The organism is Pseudomonas monteilii, assembly GCA_001534745.1.
In the GTDB taxonomy this organism is placed as follows: Bacteria; Pseudomonadota; Gammaproteobacteria; order Pseudomonadales; family Pseudomonadaceae; genus Aquipseudomonas; species Aquipseudomonas alabamensis.
This window is the reverse complement of sequence record CP013997.1, coordinates 4,150,564-4,167,157: the sequence shown is the minus strand read 5'-3', so window position 1 is coordinate 4,167,157 and position 16,594 is coordinate 4,150,564. Positions and strand designations below refer to the sequence as shown.

Annotated in this window: 13 protein-coding genes and 2 tRNA genes; 10 read left to right on the top strand and 5 right to left on the bottom strand. The window is 65.4% G+C overall.

Features of this window, described 5'->3' with window-relative positions; all coding sequences use genetic code 11:
* The first annotated feature begins 6 nt into the window (after positions 1–6).
* The 10 genes from APT63_17845 (at position 7) to APT63_17800 (ending at position 13,104) form a co-directional block, all read left to right on the top strand.
* The gene (locus APT63_17845) at positions 7–1,458 is read left to right on the top strand and encodes an N-acetylmuramoyl-L-alanine amidase (GenBank protein AMA47328.1); all 1,452 of its coding nucleotides are present in this window, start codon (positions 7–9) and stop codon (positions 1,456–1,458) included.
* The gene (mutL, locus tag APT63_17840; protein ID AMA47327.1) at positions 1,458–3,368 is read left to right on the top strand and encodes a DNA mismatch repair protein MutL; all 1,911 of its coding nucleotides are present in this window, start codon (positions 1,458–1,460) and stop codon (positions 3,366–3,368) included. The genes APT63_17845 and mutL overlap by 1 nt, the downstream gene beginning before the upstream one ends.
* Before the next feature lies 1 nt (position 3,369).
* Positions 3,370–4,332: a tRNA (adenosine(37)-N6)-dimethylallyltransferase MiaA gene (gene miaA, locus APT63_17835; GenBank protein ID AMA47326.1), complete on the top strand. Its 963-nt coding sequence runs from the start codon at positions 3,370–3,372 to the stop codon at positions 4,330–4,332.
* A 93-nt stretch (positions 4,333–4,425) separates the two neighbouring features.
* A complete protein-coding gene (locus APT63_17830) occupies positions 4,426–4,686 on the top strand; it encodes an RNA chaperone Hfq (protein AMA47325.1) in 261 nt (86 codons plus the stop codon).
* 12 nt (positions 4,687–4,698) lie between these two features.
* On the top strand, positions 4,699–6,000 hold the full coding sequence (locus APT63_17825; GenBank protein ID AMA47324.1) for a GTPase HflX: 1,302 nt from the start codon (positions 4,699–4,701) through the stop codon (positions 5,998–6,000).
* Between the two features lie 96 nt (positions 6,001–6,096).
* Complete coding sequence (locus tag APT63_17820) at positions 6,097–7,275, top strand: HflK protein (protein ID AMA47323.1); 1,179 nt, start codon at positions 6,097–6,099, stop codon at positions 7,273–7,275.
* A complete protein-coding gene (locus tag APT63_17815) occupies positions 7,275–8,144 on the top strand; it encodes a protease modulator HflC (GenBank protein ID AMA47322.1) in 870 nt (289 codons plus the stop codon). The genes APT63_17820 and APT63_17815 overlap by 1 nt, the downstream gene beginning before the upstream one ends.
* A gap of 277 nt (positions 8,145–8,421) precedes the next feature.
* Positions 8,422–9,609 (top strand): ATP phosphoribosyltransferase regulatory subunit, encoded by a 1,188-nt coding sequence (gene hisZ, locus APT63_17810; GenBank protein ID AMA47321.1) that lies wholly within the window; start codon positions 8,422–8,424, stop codon positions 9,607–9,609.
* A 56-nt stretch (positions 9,610–9,665) separates the two neighbouring features.
* Positions 9,666–10,958 carry an adenylosuccinate synthetase gene (locus APT63_17805; GenBank protein AMA47320.1) on the top strand — a complete coding sequence of 431 codons (1,293 nt, stop codon included), beginning with the start codon at positions 9,666–9,668 and terminating at the stop codon, positions 10,956–10,958.
* Positions 10,959–11,169: 211 nt separating this feature from the next.
* Positions 11,170–13,104: a chemotaxis protein gene (locus APT63_17800; protein AMA47319.1), complete on the top strand. Its 1,935-nt coding sequence runs from the start codon at positions 11,170–11,172 to the stop codon at positions 13,102–13,104.
* A 185-nt stretch (positions 13,105–13,289) separates the two neighbouring features.
* Here the strand turns inward: APT63_17800 and APT63_17795 are convergent, their stop codons facing one another.
* The 5 genes from APT63_17795 to APT63_17775 form a co-directional block, all read right to left on the bottom strand.
* Positions 13,290–14,855, bottom strand: coding sequence for an iron ABC transporter permease (locus APT63_17795; protein AMA47318.1), 1,566 nt, complete (start codon positions 14,853–14,855; stop codon positions 13,290–13,292).
* A complete protein-coding gene (locus tag APT63_17790; protein ID AMA47317.1) occupies positions 14,855–15,868 on the bottom strand; it encodes an iron ABC transporter substrate-binding protein in 1,014 nt (337 codons plus the stop codon). Before APT63_17790 ends, APT63_17795 begins: the two co-directional genes overlap by 1 nt.
* A gap of 189 nt (positions 15,869–16,057) precedes the next feature.
* Positions 16,058–16,144 (bottom strand) — tRNA-Leu (locus APT63_17785).
* An 87-nt stretch (positions 16,145–16,231) separates the two neighbouring features.
* Positions 16,232–16,318, bottom strand: a tRNA-Leu gene (locus APT63_17780).
* Between the two features lie 53 nt (positions 16,319–16,371).
* A complete protein-coding gene (locus tag APT63_17775) occupies positions 16,372–16,581 on the bottom strand; it encodes a hypothetical protein (GenBank protein AMA47316.1) in 210 nt (69 codons plus the stop codon).
* Between the last annotated feature and the right edge of the window lie 13 nt (positions 16,582–16,594).

Sequence of the window (16,594 nt, the reverse complement as noted above, 5' to 3'; positions counted from 1 at the left end):
AAAGGTATGCGCCTACGCGCACTGGTCACTCTGGTTGGGCTGCTGTTGACGGCAGTGACCATCGATGCGCTGGCCGCTACACAGGTCAAGAGCGTGCGCCTGTGGCGCGCGCCGGACAACACACGCCTGGTGTTCGACCTGACCGGCCCGGTACAGCACAACGTCTTCACCTTGAGCGCACCGAACCGTCTGGTCATCGACATCAACGGCGCGACCCTGGGCGGGCCGCTCAACGTCGCGACATCCAATACGCCGATCACCAGCCTGCGTTCGGCCCAGCGCACGCCCACCGACCTGCGCGTGGTGATCGACCTCAAGCAGGCCGTGACGCCCAAGAGCTTCACCCTGGCGCCGAACGCCCAGTACGGCAACCGCCTGGTGGTCGATCTGTACGACAGCGAAGCCGACGCGATCGCGGCCAGTACGCCTGCGCCCGCGCCTGCCATCGCCCCAGCCACGGTGCCGGTGCCGACTGTCACCCGTGCACCGGTGCCCGTGCCGTCCGCGCCGACGCAGTCCACGCTCAAGTTGCCGCCCGCGCCGAGCGGCAAGCGCGACATCGTGGTCGCCATCGACGCCGGTCACGGCGGCGAAGACCCGGGGGCTTCCGGCTCGCGCGGCCAGCATGAGAAAGACATCGTGCTGCAGATCGCCAAGGAGCTGCAGCGCCAGATCGGTGCCGAAAAAGGCTACCGGGCCGAGCTGACCCGGACCGGCGACTACTTCATCCCGCTGCGCAAGCGCACCGAGATCGCACGCAAGAAAGGCGCCGACCTGTTCATCTCCATCCACGCCGACGCGGCGCCGTCCACGGCGGCCTTCGGGGCTTCGGTGTTCGCCCTGTCCGACCGCGGCGCCACGTCCGAGACGGCGCGCTGGCTGGCCGACAGCGAAAACCGTTCCGACCTGATCGGCGGTGCCGGCAACGTCAGCCTCGACGACAAGGACCGCATGCTCGCCGGGGTGCTGCTCGACCTGTCGATGACCGCTACCCTCAGCTCCAGCCTGAACGTGGGGCAGAAGGTGCTCGGCAACATGGGCCGCATCACGTCGCTGCACAAGCGCCGTGTCGAGCAGGCCGGGTTCATGGTGCTCAAGTCGCCGGACATCCCGTCGATCCTGGTCGAAACCGGGTTCATCTCCAATGCCAACGAAGCCGCCAAGCTGGCCACTCAGAGCCATCAGCAGGCCCTGGCGCGCTCGATCACCAGTGGCGTGAAGCAGTTCTTCCAGCAGAACCCGCCACCGGGCACCTACATCGCCTGGCTGCGTGACAGCGGCAAGATCGCCCAAGGGCCGCGCGAGCACACCGTGCGACCTGGCGAGACGCTGGCGATGCTCGCCGTGCGCTACCAGGTCAGCGAGGCCGGGCTGCGCAGCGCCAATGGCCTGAAGACCGACGCGCTCAAGGTCGGCCAACAACTGAACATCCCCAACACCACGCTGGCGTCGCAATGATGACGGGTGATGCACGCATCCAGTTGCTGAGCCCGCGACTGGCGAACCAGATCGCGGCCGGCGAGGTGGTGGAACGGCCCGCCTCGGTGATCAAGGAATTGCTGGAGAACAGCCTGGACTCCGGCGCCCGGCGTATCGACGTCGAGGTGGAGCAGGGCGGGGTCAAGCTGTTGCGCGTGCACGACGATGGCCAAGGTATCGCGGCAGAAGACCTGCCCATGGCCCTGGCGCGCCATGCCACCAGCAAGATCCGTGAACTGGAAGACCTCGAAGGCGTGTTGAGCCTGGGCTTTCGCGGTGAGGCGCTGGCTTCGATCAGTTCGGTGGCGCGCCTGACCCTCACCTCGCGCACCGCCGATGCCGGCGAAGCCTGGCAGGTGGAGACCGAAGGCCGTGACATGACGCCTCGCGTCCAGCCGGCCGCCCACCCCGTCGGCACCTCGGTCGAGGTGCGCGACCTGTTCTTCAATACACCGGCGCGGCGCAAGTTCCTCAAGAGCGAGAAGACCGAGTTCGACCACCTTCAGGAGGTCATCCGGCGCCTGGCGCTGGCGCGCTTCGACGTGGGCTTCCACCTGCGTCACAACGGCAAGGTGGTACTCGGCCTGCACGAAGCCCCTGACGAGGTCGCGCGCGCCCGGCGAGTCGGGGCCATCTGTGGCCCGGGCTTCCTCGAGCAGGCCCTGCCGATCGAGATCGAGCGCAACGGCCTGCGCCTGTGGGGCTGGGTCGGGCTGCCGACGTTCTCGCGTAGCCAGGCCGATCTGCAGTATTTCTTCGTCAATGGCCGCGCGGTGCGCGACAAGCTGGTCGCCCACGCCGTGCGCCAGGCCTATCGCGACGTGCTGTTCAATGGGCGGCATCCGACCTTCGTGCTGTTCCTGGAACTCGATCCGACCGGGGTCGACGTCAACGTGCACCCGACCAAGCACGAGGTGCGTTTCCGCGAGGGGCGCACGGTCCACGATTTCCTGTACGGCACGTTGCACCGTGCCCTGGCCGATGTGCGTCCGCAGGACCACGCGCCCGCCGTCGCACCGGTCGAAGAGACCGCGCAGCCCATGGGATTGCAGGCGGGGGTATTCGGCCCGCAAGGCGAAATGCGCCTGGCCGCCTCGACCCTGGAACCGGCGGGTGCAACGTCGACCCTGCCGGCATCGACCGGCAGCAGCTACAGCGGTGGAGGCGGCGCCGGCCAAGGCTATGCCTACACACCGCGTCCGGCGCCCCCGGTGCCAGCGGCCGAAGCTCAGGCCGTCTACCGCGAGTTCTTCTCGCCACTGCCCGGTGCGGCACCGGCCGCCCTGCCCGAAGCGCAGGGGGACATTCCGCCTCTGGGGTATGCCCTGGCCCAGCTCAAGGGCATCTACATCCTGGCCGAGAATGCCACCGGCCTGGTGCTGGTGGACATGCACGCGGCCCACGAGCGCATCATGTACGAACGGCTGAAGGTCGCCATGGCCAGCGAAGGCCTGAGTGGCCAGCCCCTGCTGGTGCCCGAGTCCCTGGCGCTGAGCCAGCGCGAGGCCGACTGCGCTGAGGAGCACGCCGACTGGTTCCGCCGCCTGGGCTTCGAGCTGCAGCGGCTCGGCCCGGAAAGCCTGGCGATCCGGCAGATCCCGGCACTGCTCAAGCAGGCCGAGGCCAACCGCCTGGTGCAGGACGTGCTGGCCGATCTCATGGAGTACGGCACCAGCGACCGGATCCAGGCGCACCTCAACGAACTGCTCGGCACCATGGCCTGCCATGGCGCGGTGCGGGCCAACCGTCGGCTGGCGATTCCGGAAATGAACGCCCTGCTGCGGGACATGGAAACCACCGAACGCAGCGGCCAGTGCAACCATGGCCGCCCGACCTGGACCCAGATGGGTCTGGACGATCTCGACAAACTTTTCCTGCGCGGTCGGTGACATGAGCGGCAAGCCCCCTGCAATCTTTCTCATGGGCCCGACGGCGGCCGGCAAGACCGACCTTGCCATCGCGCTGACCCAGGTCCTGCCCTGCGAGCTGATCAGCGTCGACTCGGCGCTGATCTACCGTGACATGGACATCGGTACCGCCAAGCCGTCCAAGGACGTGCTCGCGGCCCATCCGCACCGCCTGATCGACATCCGCGACCCGGCGCAAAGCTATTCGGCTGCCGAATTCCGCCACGACGCCCTGGCGGCGATGGCCGAGATCAGCGCCCGTGGGCGCATCCCGCTGCTGGTGGGCGGCACCATGCTCTATTACAAGGCCCTGGTCGAAGGCCTGGCGGACATGCCGCCGGCCGACGCCCAGGTCCGCGCCGACCTCGAGGCCGAAATGGCTGCCCTCGGCCTGGCCGAGCTGCACCGGCAACTGGCCGAGGTCGACCCTGAGTCGGCCGCGCGCATCCACCCCAACGACCCGCAGCGACTGGTGCGTGCCCTGGAGGTCTACCGCGTCAGCGGGCAGAGCATGACCGTCCACCGGACCCGTCAGCAGCAGGCGGCGCAGGCCGGCGATGACGCGGCGTTGCCCTACACCGTCGCCAGTCTGGCGATCGCGCCGGCGAATCGTCACGTCCTGCATGAACGAATTGCGTTACGATTTGCCCAAATGCTGGAGCAGGGCTTCGTCGAGGAAGTGCAAGCACTTCGAAACAGACGTGACTTGCACGCCGGATTGCCGTCTATACGAGCAGTGGGCTATCGGCAGGTCTGGGACCATCTCGATGGCGCGCTGACCGCGGCGCAGATGCAGGAGCGTGGCGTGATCGCGACCCGGCAGCTGGCCAAGCGGCAATTCACCTGGCTGCGGAGCTGGCCTGACCTGCATTGGCTGGACAGCCTGGCCGATGACAACCTGTCGCGCACCTTGAAATACCTCAGGACCATCTCCATATTGGGCTGAGTCCTTGCACATACCGGCTATCCTTACGGTGACCGGCATGAATCCATTGTTTTTCACCGTTTTTCACTATTGATCCTTACAGGAGTGCGGCATATGTCAAAAGGGCATTCGCTACAAGACCCTTACTTGAACACCTTGAGAAAAGAAAAAGTCCCGGTCTCGATCTACCTGGTCAACGGCATCAAGCTGCAAGGCTCGATCGAGTCGTTCGACCAGTTCGTCGTTCTGCTGAAGAACACCGTCAGCCAGATGGTCTACAAGCACGCCATCTCCACGGTCGTGCCCGCCCGCCCTGTCCGCCTGCCTAGCCCTACCGATTCCGAGGGCGGCGACGCCGAGCCAGGTAACGTTTGATAGGAGTCTCCCTTGTTCTTTGAGCGCCACGGTGGTGGTGAACGGGCGCTGCTCGTTCACTTGGAAGGTCAGAACCCTGAGGCGCGCGAAGACCCGCAGGAGTTCCAGGAGCTGGCGCTGTCGGCAGGCGCCGACATCGTCGCGCTCGCCAACGTGGCGCGCCATCAGCCCACGGCCAAGTACCTGATCGGCAGCGGCAAGGTCGAGGAACTGCGCGACCTGGTCAAGACCCAGGAAGCCGACCTGGTCATCTTCAATCACACCCTCACGCCCAGTCAGGAACGCAACCTCGAACGTGTGTTCGAGTGCCGCGTACTCGACCGTACGGGCCTGATTCTCGATATCTTCGCCCAGCGGGCGCGTACCCATGAAGGCAAGCTGCAGGTCGAACTGGCCCAGCTCGAGCACATGAGCACGCGTCTGGTGCGCGGCTGGACCCACCTGGAGCGGCAAAAGGGCGGTATCGGCCTGCGCGGTCCGGGCGAGACCCAGCTGGAAACCGACCGTCGCCTGCTGCGGGTTCGCCTGAGGCAGATCAAGGCGCGTCTGGAAAAGGTCCGCAGCCAGCGCGAGCAGGCTCGCCGCGGGCGTCGCCGTGCCGACATCCCTTCGGTGTCGCTGGTCGGCTACACCAACGCCGGCAAGTCGACCCTGTTCAATGCCCTGACCCAGTCCGAGGTCTACGCCGCCGACCAGCTGTTCGCCACGCTCGACCCGACCCTGCGCCGTCTGCAGCTGGACGACCTGGGTCCGATCGTGCTCGCCGACACCGTGGGCTTCATTCGCCACCTGCCGCACAAGCTGGTCGAGGCGTTTCGGGCTACGCTCGAAGAGTCGAGCAACTCCGACCTGCTGCTGCACGTGATCGATGCCCATGAGCCCGAGCGCATGGAGCAGATCGAACAGGTGCTCGCGGTGCTGGGCGAGATTGGCGCCGAAGGCTTGCCGATCCTCGAGGTGTATAACAAACTCGACCTGCTCGAAGACGTCGAGCCGCAGATCCAGCGCGACCCGGATGGCAAGCCGGAGCGGGTGTGGGTCTCGGCACGCGATGGTCGTGGCCTGGAGCTGGTGGGCCAGGCGATCGCGGAGTTGCTGGGGGACGATCTGTTCGTCGGCACCCTGCGTCTGGAGCAGCAGTTGTCGCGCCTGCGTGCGCAGTTCTTCGAACTGGGCGCCGTGCAGAGCGAAGAGCATGATGAAGAAGGCAGCAGCCTGTTGGCGGTGCGTTTGCCGCGGGTCGAGCTCAACCGTCTGGTCAGCCGTGCCGGCTTGGAGCCGGAAGCGTTTCTCGAGCAACACACTTTGCAATAAATGCCCGACCACGTCGCCGGGCAGCCGTGACAGGCATTCTGTAGCATTGGACGGCGCGCCGTGGGCGCGTCTTTGCTTTATCAGATGGAGAGCGCTATGGCTTGGAACGAGCCGGGTGGCAACTCGAACAATCAGGATCCCTGGGGCGGTCGCCGTGGCGGCGGCGGTGGCGACAAGAAGGGGCCACCGGATCTCGACGAGGCCTTCCGCAAGCTGCAGGACAGCCTGAACGGCATGTTCGGCGGTAACAAGAAACGCGGTGGTGGAGACCGGCGTGTCGGCAAGGGCGGCGGCTTCGGCCTGCTGGGCATCGGCCTGGCGGTGCTGGCGGCCATCTGGCTGTACAGTGCCGTGTACGTCGTGGACGAACAGGAGCAGGCCGTCGTGCTGCGCCTGGGCAAGTACCATGAAACCGTCGGCCCAGGCCTGAACATCTACTTCCCGCCGATCGATCGCAAGTACATGGAAAACGTGACGCGCGAACGGGCCTACACCAAGCAGGGGCAGATGCTCACCGAAGACGAGAACATCGTCGAGGTGCCGCTGACCGTGCAGTACAAGATCAGCAGCCTCAAGGACTTCGTGCTCAACGTCGACCAACCGGAGATCAGCCTCCAGCATGCGACCGACAGCGCTCTGCGCCACGTGGTGGGCTCCACCTCGATGGACCAGGTGCTGACCGAAGGCCGTGAGCAGATGGCCGTGGACATCCGCGAGCGTCTGCAGCGCTTCCTCGACACCTACCGGACCGGTATCACCGTCACCCAGGTGAACGTGCAGAGCGCGGCAGCCCCGCGTGAAGTGCAGGAAGCCTTCGACGACGTGATCCGTGCCCGCGAAGACGAGCAACGCGCACGCAACCAGGCCGAATCCTATGCCAACGGCGTGATCCCCGAAGCGCGCGGTCAGGCGCAGCGGATTCTCGAAGACGCCAATGGTTACCGTGACGAGGTGATCGCACGTGCCAAGGGTGAGGCCGACCGCTTCACCAAGCTGGTCACCGAGTACCGCAAGGCGCCCGACGTGACCCGTCAGCGTCTGTACCTGGAAACCATGCAAGAGGTGTACAGCAACTCGAGCAAGGTCCTGGTCACCACCAAGGAAGGGCAGAACAACCTCCTCTACCTGCCGCTGGACAAGATGGTCGAAGGGAGCCGCAACGCGCCTGCGCAGAGCGCCTCGACTTCGCTGTCGAACAGTGAGGCGGCCAACCGGGCGAACACCGACGCCCAGCAGCAGCAACAGCAGTCGGTCCGTACCAGGGAGAGTCGCTGATGAGCAATAAATCGCTGATCGCCCTGATTGCCGCCGTGGTGCTGGCCATCGTGGCGTGGAACAGTTTCTACATCGTGGCGCAGACCGAACGCGCGGTCCTGCTGCAGTTCGGTCGCGTGGTGCAACCTGACGTGCAGCCGGGTCTGCACGTGAAGGTGCCGTACGTGAACCAGGTGCGCAAGTTCGATGCGCGGCTGATGACCCTCGACGCCCCGACCCAGCGTTTCCTGACGCTGGAGAAGAAGGCCGTGATGGTCGATGCCTACGCCAAGTGGAAGGTCAAGGACGCCGAGCGTTTCTACACCGCCACGTCCGGTCTCAAGCAGATCGCCGACGAACGTCTGTCGCGTCGTCTGGAGAGCGGCCTGCGTGACCAGTTCGGCAAGCGTACCTTGCACGAGGTGGTTTCCGGTGAGCGTGATGCGCTGATGGCGGACATCACCGCGTCGCTCAACCGCATGGCCAGCAAGGAGCTGGGCATCGAGGTGATCGACGTGCGGGTCAAGGCCATCGACCTGCCGAAGGAAGTCAACCGCAGCGTGTTCGACCGCATGAGCACCGAGCGTGAGCGCGAGGCGCGCGAACACCGTGCCAAGGGTAACGAGCTGGCCGAAGGCATCCGTGCCGACGCCGATCGTCAACGCCGCGTCCTACTGGCCGAAGCCTATCGCGAAGCCGAGGAAACCCGCGGTGACGGCGATGCGCAGGCGGCGTCGATCTACGCCGGTGCCTTCAACCAGGACGCCGATTTCTACGCGTTCTACCGGAGCCTGCAGGCGTACCGCGAAAGCTTCTCCAGCAAGAGCGATGTGCTGGTCCTGGATCCGAAGAACGAGTTCTTCCGCTTCCTGGAAAAAAGCAAACCCTGACACTGGGGCGGGCGATGTGCCCCGCCTGGCAGCTAAAATGCCAGGCGGGGTGCATACCGACGGAAAACGGGTGTATGATCAGTCAGCCGGGAAATTCCCGGCTTTTTTGCGTCTGCAAGGTTCGTTGGTCTGAGGATCGACCCGGATGCAACGTATTCAAGGATGTCCGCACGGCGGTTGCGCTGGGATCAGTGCTGCCCGCCGTTGGGCGCGGACCTTCGTTTCACTCATGGCTCGCCGGCAGGCAGGCCGCCCGAACCAAAGGGGAAATGGCGTAATGGCAACGGTAGACCGCTGGCTGCTGCCAGATGGCATCGAGGAAGTACTGCCGCCTGAGGCCGCGCGTATCGAGATCGCGCGTCGGCAGGTGTTGGACCTGTTCCAGAGTTGGGGCTACGAGCTGGTCGTCACGCCGCACATCGAGTACCTCGAGTCGCTGCTGACCGGCGCGGGCCAGGACCTGGACCTGCGTACCTTCAAGGTCGTCGATCCGCAGTCCGGCCGCCTGATGGGCTTCCGGGCCGACTTCACGCCGCAGGTCGCGCGCATCGATGCCCATACCCTGCGTCGTGAAGGCCCGAGCCGCCTGTGCTACGCCGGCAGTGTCCTGCATGCTCAGCCGCGTGCGCTGTCCAACTCGCGCAGCCCGATTCAACTGGGCGCCGAACTGTACGGCGACGCCAGCCCGACCAGTGACGTCGAAGTCATCAGCCTGATGCTGGCCATGTTGCAGCTGGCCGATGTGCCGGACGTGCACATGGACCTGGGCCATGTCGGGATCTACCGGGGCCTGGCGCGCGCCGCCGGTCTGTCGGGCGCGGCCGAACAGCAGTTGTTCGATGCCCTGCAGCGCAAGGCTAGCGACGAGGTGCATGCACTGACCGCCGACCTGCCCCAGGACCTGGCGAACATGCTGCGCGCCCTGACCGAGCTGTGCGGAGGCCGTGAAGTGCTGACCGAGGCGCGCAGCCGCCTGGGCCGTGCGCCCGCTACCGTCCTGGCGGCCCTGGACGATCTGCTGTCGATCGCCGATCGCCTGGCGGCCCGGTTCCCCGACCTGCCACTGTACTTCGACCTGGGCGAGTTGCGCGGCTACCACTACCACACCGGCGTGGTCTTCGCGGTCTTCGTCCCTGGCGTGGGGCAGTCCATCGCCCAGGGCGGTCGTTACGACGACATCGGCGCCGACTTCGGCCGTGCGCGTCCGGCCACGGGCTTTTCCACCGATCTGAAGACCCTGGTCACCCTGGGCCGTGCCGAGGTGGTGCTGCCCAGCGGTGGCATCTGGACGCCCGACCATGGCGACTCCGCACTGTGGCAGACGGTCTGCCAGCTGCGCCAGGACGGCCAGCGCGTGGTCCAGGCCCTGCCAGGGCAGCCGCTGAGCGCGGCGTTTGAGGCGGACTGCGACCGCCAGTTGATCCTGCAGGATGGGCGCTGGCAGGTTCTGCCGCTGACCCGCTGAATTTCTTCGCCGGCCGCCGGCCGGCAACCAAGTTGCGCGAATGAGGACAAGTAATCATGGGTAAGAACGTCGTCGTCCTGGGCACCCAGTGGGGTGATGAGGGCAAAGGCAAGATCGTCGACCTGCTGACCGAGCACGCCGCCGCCGTGGTGCGCTACCAGGGTGGCCACAACGCAGGCCACACGCTGGTGATCAATGGCGAGAAGACCGTCCTGCACCTGATCCCCTCGGGCATCCTGCGCGAAGGCGTGCAGTGCCTGATCGGCAACGGCGTGGTGGTCGCGCCGGATGCCTTGATGCGTGAAATCACCAAGCTCGAGGAGAAGGGCGTACCGGTTCGCGAGCGCCTGCGCATCAGTCCGGCCGCGCCGCTGATCCTGTCCTACCACGTGGCCTTGGACCAGGCCCGCGAGAAGGCCCGTGGCGAGGCCAAGATCGGCACCACCGGTCGTGGCATCGGCCCGGCCTACGAAGACAAGGTCGCGCGTCGCGGCCTGCGCGTGGGCGACCTGTTCCACCGCGAGCGTTTCGCCGCCAAGCTGGGCGAGCTGCTGGACTACCACAACTTCCAGCTGGTCAATTACTACAAAGAGCCGGCCATCGACTTCCAGCAGACCCTGGACGAGTGCATGGAGTACGCCGAGCAGCTCAAGCCGATGATGCTCGACGTCACCGCCGAACTGCATAACCTGCGCCGCGCCGGCAAGGACATCATGTTCGAAGGCGCCCAAGGCTCGCTGCTGGACATCGACCACGGCACCTACCCGTTCGTGACCAGCTCCAACACCACCGCGGGCGGTATTTCCACCGGTTCCGGCGTAGGCCCGATGTACCTGGATTACATCCTCGGCATCACCAAGGCCTACACCACCCGTGTCGGCTCCGGTCCGTTCCCGACCGAGCTGTTCGATGACACCGGTGCCACCCTGGCCAAGCGCGGTCACGAGTTCGGTTCCACCACCGGTCGTGCCCGTCGCTGCGGCTGGTTCGATGCCGTGATCCTGCGTCGCGCCATCGACGTCAACAGCATCTCGGGCATCTGCCTGACCAAGCTGGACGTGCTGGACGGCCTGGAAACCATCAACATCTGCGTCGGCTACAAGAACGCCGATGGCGATGTGATCGAAGCGCCGACCGACGCCGACAGCTACATCGGCCTGCAGCCCGTGTACGAAACCCTGCCAGGCTGGACAGAGTCGACCTTGGGCGTGAAGACCCTCGACGGCCTGCCAGCGGCGGCGCGCGACTACATCAAGCGCATCGAGGAGCTGGTCGGCGCGCCGATCGATATCATCTCGACCGGCCCGGACCGCAACGAGACCATCGTGCTGCGTCATCCGTTCGCCTGATCCGCTTCGGCTGATCGATCAAGCGCCGCGCTTCCGAAAGGGGCGCGGCGTTTTCGTATCCGGGGGCTGTTGCCCAGGGGTAAGAGCCGAGGGCTTTTCAGACAAGCTCAAGGCCGTCGTGTCACGCAGCCGTTATCGGCATAACCCTTGCTGCAAGGCGTTTCTGTCAGTGCCATCAAAATAGTGGCTCCAGAAACACGAGGGTTACGCCGTGTCTGCCATCCTTTCATTGTTACGAAGCCGACTCCTGCGGCCGGTGTTCGTGGCCTTGGGTATCGCTTTGCTGATTCAGGTGCTGGTCGCGGTCCTGCTGACCCGTGGCACCGTCACCCAGTTGCAGTCTGATCTGGAGCAGCGCTTCGGTGACGACAGCCGTGAGCTGAGCCATGAACTGCAACAGGCGGGTCAGGAAGTGCGCTCGGGTCTGGACAGCCTGTCCGACAGCACCCGGCAGCGCTTGAGTGCAGGCCTGTCTGCCCGTTTGCAGGGCGAGCAGCAGCAACTGCGCACCACCTTGGAGAACAACCTCAAGGACTCGGCCAACGACATGGCGCAGTTGCTGGCCTCCGTGGCGCCACGCGCCATCTGGGACAACGATGTACCCGTGCTGTCGGATTTCGCCCGGCGCGCCCAGCGCAATCCCAACGTGCTGTTCGTGATCTACGATGACGCCCAGGGCCAGCACCTGACCCGTTACCTCAATCGCCAGAACCCGATCAATCAGGCCTTGTTGGCCAAGGGCCAGGGCGAGCGGGCGCTGGACAAGGTGATCGATGCCGCCCGCCGCGACCCGGCCGTGTACGTCGTCGAGGCCTCGATCAGCCCGAATGGCGCCGAGATCGGCAAGGTGCTGATGGGGGTATCCACCGCTGACATCGACCAGCAGCTCAAGGCCCTCGACCAGCGGTTCACCGCGCTGATCGGCAGTGCGGGGCAGTTGGTCCAGGACAGCCTGGTGGGGGCCGCTGCCGACAGCGGCAACGTGCTGCGCCAACGTCTGGAAAAGGCCCAGGCCAGCGCTGCGGCCATGCAGGCCAATACCGCGCAGGCCGTGCGCGAGGCAGCCAGCGAACTGCGCTGGCGCATCGGCCTGATGCTGGCGGTGATCGGCTTGGCCGTCTTGTTGCTGGTGGCGGTGGTGCTGGGCCGTCGGGTATTGAGCAAGGTGCGTTTGCTGATCAGGGCGCTCGATGACCTGGCCGCCGGCGAAGGTGACCTGACCCGGCGGGTGCCCCTCGACAGCCGCGACGAACTCGGCGACATGGCCTCGGCGGTCAATCGCTTCATCGACAAGCTGCAACCGATCGTGCGCGAAGCCGGCGCCGTGGCGCAGCGCACCGGGGTCGAGATCGACGCCATGGCCCAGCGCAATGCCGGTGCCGACACCGCGGCTGCCCTGCAGCGCGACGAGGTGGCCGCCAGCCTGCGCGACCTGTCGAGCATGGCCGACGAAGCCCAGGCCGAAAGCCATGCCATGCAGGCGGCCTTGCAGCAGGTGGTGGACATCCGTCAGGCCACCGACGAGAACAGTCGCAGCTCCACGCACCTGGCCGGGCTGATCGAGAACCTGGCCGGCCAGGTGGATACCGGCGCCCAGGTGATCGAACGGCTGGCCCAACAGAGCCAGCAGATCGAAGTGGTGCTGACAGTCATCCACGGCATCGCCGAGCAGACCAACCTGCTGGCCCTGAATGCCGCCATCGAAGCGGCCCGCGCAGGGGAGACCGGACGCGGTTTCGCCGTGGTGGCCGACGAAGTGCGTGCACTGGCCAGCAAGACGCAGCGTTCCACGGGGGACATCCAGGCGCACATCGCCGCGTTGCAGAAAGGCGCCAAGGAAGCAGTGGCCAGCATCGGTCAGGCCGGCCTCAAGGCCAGTGAAGGCTTGTTGGTGCTGCGCGACAACGAACGGCGCCAGCAGTCGGTGCAACTGGCCGTGGAGCAGGTCCACGCCGCCATCGGCCTGGCTACCCGCGCCGCCGAGCAACAGGCCAGCGGCGCCCAGGCCGTGCGTGGGCGGGTGGAGACCATCCATGCCCAGGCCGAGCGCTCCGCTGCGGTGGTCATGCAGACCACGGCCAGCAGCAAGGTACTGGACAACCTGGCAGGGCAGCTGCGGGCGAGTCTGGGGCAGTTCAAGGCGTGAGCGGGCGAGAGCGTTGGCCGTCCTTTCGGGGCGGATCCAGTGTGTGGATACTGACGGAAAACGTAGACAACTGAGGATCGATCTCAGGCTTTCGCGGCGCCTATCCCTGGAACTACGCCAGCCCCACGCGCAGGGAGCCACCTTGTACGTGAGCGGTCCAGGCCAACCCGCGCCTGGACCTTTCTTCACGCCTTGTTCAGGTACATCCGCGTCGTCAGCAGGTACACCGGCAACCCCGACACCACGATCAACAGTGCCGCATAGGGCGCCGCCGCCGCGAACTCCACGTTGGCGGTGTGGGCCCACACTTCGGTCGCCAGGGTGGTCATGCCGGTCGGGCTGAGCAGCAGGGTCGCGGTCAGCTCTTTCATCGCGTCCAGGAACACCAGCGCGAACGCCGCCGCCAGGGCCGGGAAGATAATCGGCAGGGTGACCCGGCAGAACGCTGCGAAGCTGCTGGCGCCCAGGGTGCGGGCGGCCTCTTCGAGGGTGGGCGAGGCCTTGTTCAGGGCGGTGCGCACCGGCGCCTGCGCCAGGGGCAGGAAGAGCATGGCGTAGGCCAGGATCAGCAGGGCCGTGGTCTGGTAGAGCGCCGGCACATGGTGCAGCGCGAAGAACACCAGAGTCAGCGCAATGACCAGGCCGGGCAGGGCATGCAGCAGGTAGGGCAGCCGCTCGGCCCAGATGGCCAGACGGCCCTTGTAGCGCACCACCAGGAAGCTGATCGGCAACGCCAGCAGCACGCAGAAGCCTGCGCCGCCCAGGGAGACCGACAGCGACGTCAGCAGGGCCTTGCCGATGGCGGCCACCGGGAAGGCCGCCGACGAGCCGACGCTCAGCCAGTAGCCGAGCATCGCCAGCGGGATGCCGCTCCCCAGGATGGCCAGCCCCAGGCAGAACAGCTGCCCGAGCATGGCCCAGCCGCGCAGCTTGACCGGCGCGGCGCGGCGTGCGACGCCCTGGCCGATGCGCACATGGCGGGCCTTGCCACGTACCCGCAGTTCGAGCCAGAGCATGACCAGGCACAGCGCCAGCAGCACCGCCGAGAGCATGGCTGCGTTGGCGTTGCTGAACTCCAGTTCGAACTGCTGATAGATTGCGGTGGTGAAGGTCTGCAGGCCGAGAATCGACAGCGCACCGAACTCCACCAGCATGTGCAGGGCGATCAGCAGGGCGCCACCGATCATGGCCGGCCACAGCAAGGGCAGGGTGACCTTGAAGAACACGCCCCAGCGGCTGCATCCCAGGGTGCGTGCCGACTCCTCCAGGGAGGTGTCGACGTTGCGCAGGGTGGCGGCCACCGGCAGGAAGATCAGCGGGTACTTGGACAGTGCCATGATCAGGATCGCCCCGCCCAGCCCTTCGAAGCTCGAACTCAGCGACACCCAGGTGAAGCTGGAGACGAACGACGGCACCGCGAACGGCAGGCACAGCACCACGCCCCACAGGCGACGTCCTTTCAAGTCGCTACGCTCCAGCAGCCAGGCCAATGCCAGGCCTACCACCAGGCAGGTGGCGGTGACGCCGATCATGAGCAGCAAGGTGTTGCGCAGCAGGCCCCAGACGAAGGGTCGCCAGAGCAGGTGCAACGCTTCCTGCCAGCCGGCCTCCCACGCCTTGATGGCGACGTACAGCAGTGGCAGCAGGCTCATCGCTACCAGGAACAGCACCGGCAGCACCACCCAGATCGAGGGGCGCTTGCGGCGGGGGACGTAACGAACCAGGGCCGGCTCGGGCAGGGCGGCAGTCATCAGAGCAGACCGACCTCACGCTCGAGTTCCAGGGCTTCTTCGGCATTGCCGAGGTCGGCCGGGGTGATCTTCGGCGGACGCAGCTCGTCGAACGGCTTCAGGCCGCGGTCGGACACCATGCCTTTGTGCAGCGGGTATTCGGCGGTGGTCTGGGTGATCACGCGCTGGCCTTCTTCGCTGGCCATCCAGTTCAGCAGCGCCTGGGCTTCCTTGGGATGCTTGCTGGCCTTGACGGCAGCAGCGCCCGAGATGGTCACCAGGCCACCGGCGTCGCCATCGGCCAGGTAGTAGAGCTTGGAGTCCAGCTTGCCGCGCTCGCGCTCCAGGGCATACCAGTAGTAGTTGTTGACCAGCACCGCAGCGACTTCGCCTTTCTCCACCGCCTTGAGCGCCACCATGTTGTTGGTGTAGGTCTTGCCGAAGGCCTTGAGCCCGGTCAGCCATTCCTCGGCCGCTTCACGCCCGTGCATCTTCAGGATGGCCACGGCCTGCTCCTGGAAGGCACCGCTGGTCGGCACGAAGCCGACACGGCCGTCCCATTCCGGGTTGGCGAAGTCCATGACCGATTTGGGCAGCTCGCTTTCGTCGATCTTCTTCGGGTTGAACACCACGACCCGGGTACGTGCCGTCACGCCCATCCAGGTGCCGTTGGCCGCGACGTATTCCTTGGGCAGCATGTTCAGCGTGGCGTCGTCGATCTTCGCCAGCAGCCCCAGCTCGCCCAGGTTGTTCAGCGGCGGCGATTCTTCGGTGTAGATGATGTCGGCCGGAGAGCGGTCGCCCTCTTCGATGATCTGGCTGGCCAGCTGATTGCTGCTACCCTTGCGGATATCGATGTGGATGCCGGTCTTGGCCTCGTAGGCCTTGGCGATGGCCTCGCCGATCTCCTTGTGCTGGCCGTTGTACATGGTCAGCGTGACAGGCGCATCGGCCAGGGCGGCAGGCGTGCCGATGACCAGGCTCAGCGCGGCGGCGGCCAGGGTACGCATCAGCGTGTGCGGACGGATCGTCATGCGGGTGGTTCCTCGCTTACGGCTACATATTAGGAAACAATGGTAAACGAAATCGTTTCTCAAGTGGCCGGATGGAGGAAAATTCATCGAGTGCTGCGGGCGGGGGAGGCGAGGGCTGGCGGGCGTCGTGGCGGAATCGCCAAACGACAGGCAAGAAAAAACCCACTAGCAAGCTAGTGGGTTTTTATATGGTGCCCAGGAGAAGACTCGAACTTCCACGACCGTTAAGTCACTGATACCTGAAACCAGCGCGTCTACCAATTCCGCCACCTGGGCAAAGCTTTACTTCTTCAGACTGCAACGTTCGAGCGTTCCAGCTGATGCTGCGGTGACAGACCCGAAGCGTCTATCACTTGAAAATCTTGGTGCCCAGGAGAAGACTCGAACTTCCACGACCGTTAAGTCACTGATACCTGAAACCAGCGCGTCTACCAATTCCGCCACCTGGGCACATCATCGAAATCACAGGATGCTTTACTGCTTTACATCGTTGCCATTCTCGACTACAACGTCGGGTGTCCGTCGTTGTGGTGCGCACTATACGGGCGGGTCCTGAGGCTGTAAAGCCCCCGATCGAAAAAAATAGCGAAATTTTTCAACGTCTTGATTTCATTCGCCGGTATCAGCGCCCGATGCCTGCCCACGGGGCTGTCCAACGCCGACATTTCCGGTTTCAATACGTCTATGCCAAACTCTCTCCCTATATACACCAAGGTGAACCCCTCC

Excerpts from the sequence above, each read along its gene's own strand:
- APT63_17845 (AMA47328.1), top strand. The coding sequence starts at position 7 with ATGCGCCTACGCGCACTGGTCACTCTGGTTGGGCTGCTGTTGACGGCA.
- mutL (AMA47327.1), top strand. The coding sequence starts at position 1,458 with ATGACGGGTGATGCACGCATCCAGTTGCTGAGCCCGCGACTGGCGAAC.
- miaA (AMA47326.1), top strand. The coding sequence starts at position 3,370 with ATGAGCGGCAAGCCCCCTGCAATCTTTCTCATGGGCCCGACGGCGGCC.
- APT63_17830 (AMA47325.1), top strand. The coding sequence starts at position 4,426 with ATGTCAAAAGGGCATTCGCTACAAGACCCTTACTTGAACACCTTGAGA.
- APT63_17820 (AMA47323.1), top strand. The coding sequence starts at position 6,097 with ATGGCTTGGAACGAGCCGGGTGGCAACTCGAACAATCAGGATCCCTGG.
- APT63_17815 (AMA47322.1), top strand. The coding sequence starts at position 7,275 with ATGAGCAATAAATCGCTGATCGCCCTGATTGCCGCCGTGGTGCTGGCC.
- hisZ (AMA47321.1), top strand. The coding sequence starts at position 8,422 with ATGGCAACGGTAGACCGCTGGCTGCTGCCAGATGGCATCGAGGAAGTA.
- APT63_17805 (AMA47320.1), top strand. The coding sequence starts at position 9,666 with ATGGGTAAGAACGTCGTCGTCCTGGGCACCCAGTGGGGTGATGAGGGC.
- APT63_17795 (AMA47318.1), bottom strand. The coding sequence starts at position 14,855 with ATGACTGCCGCCCTGCCCGAGCCGGCCCTGGTTCGTTACGTCCCCCGC.
- APT63_17790 (AMA47317.1), bottom strand. The coding sequence starts at position 15,868 with ATGACGATCCGTCCGCACACGCTGATGCGTACCCTGGCCGCCGCCGCG.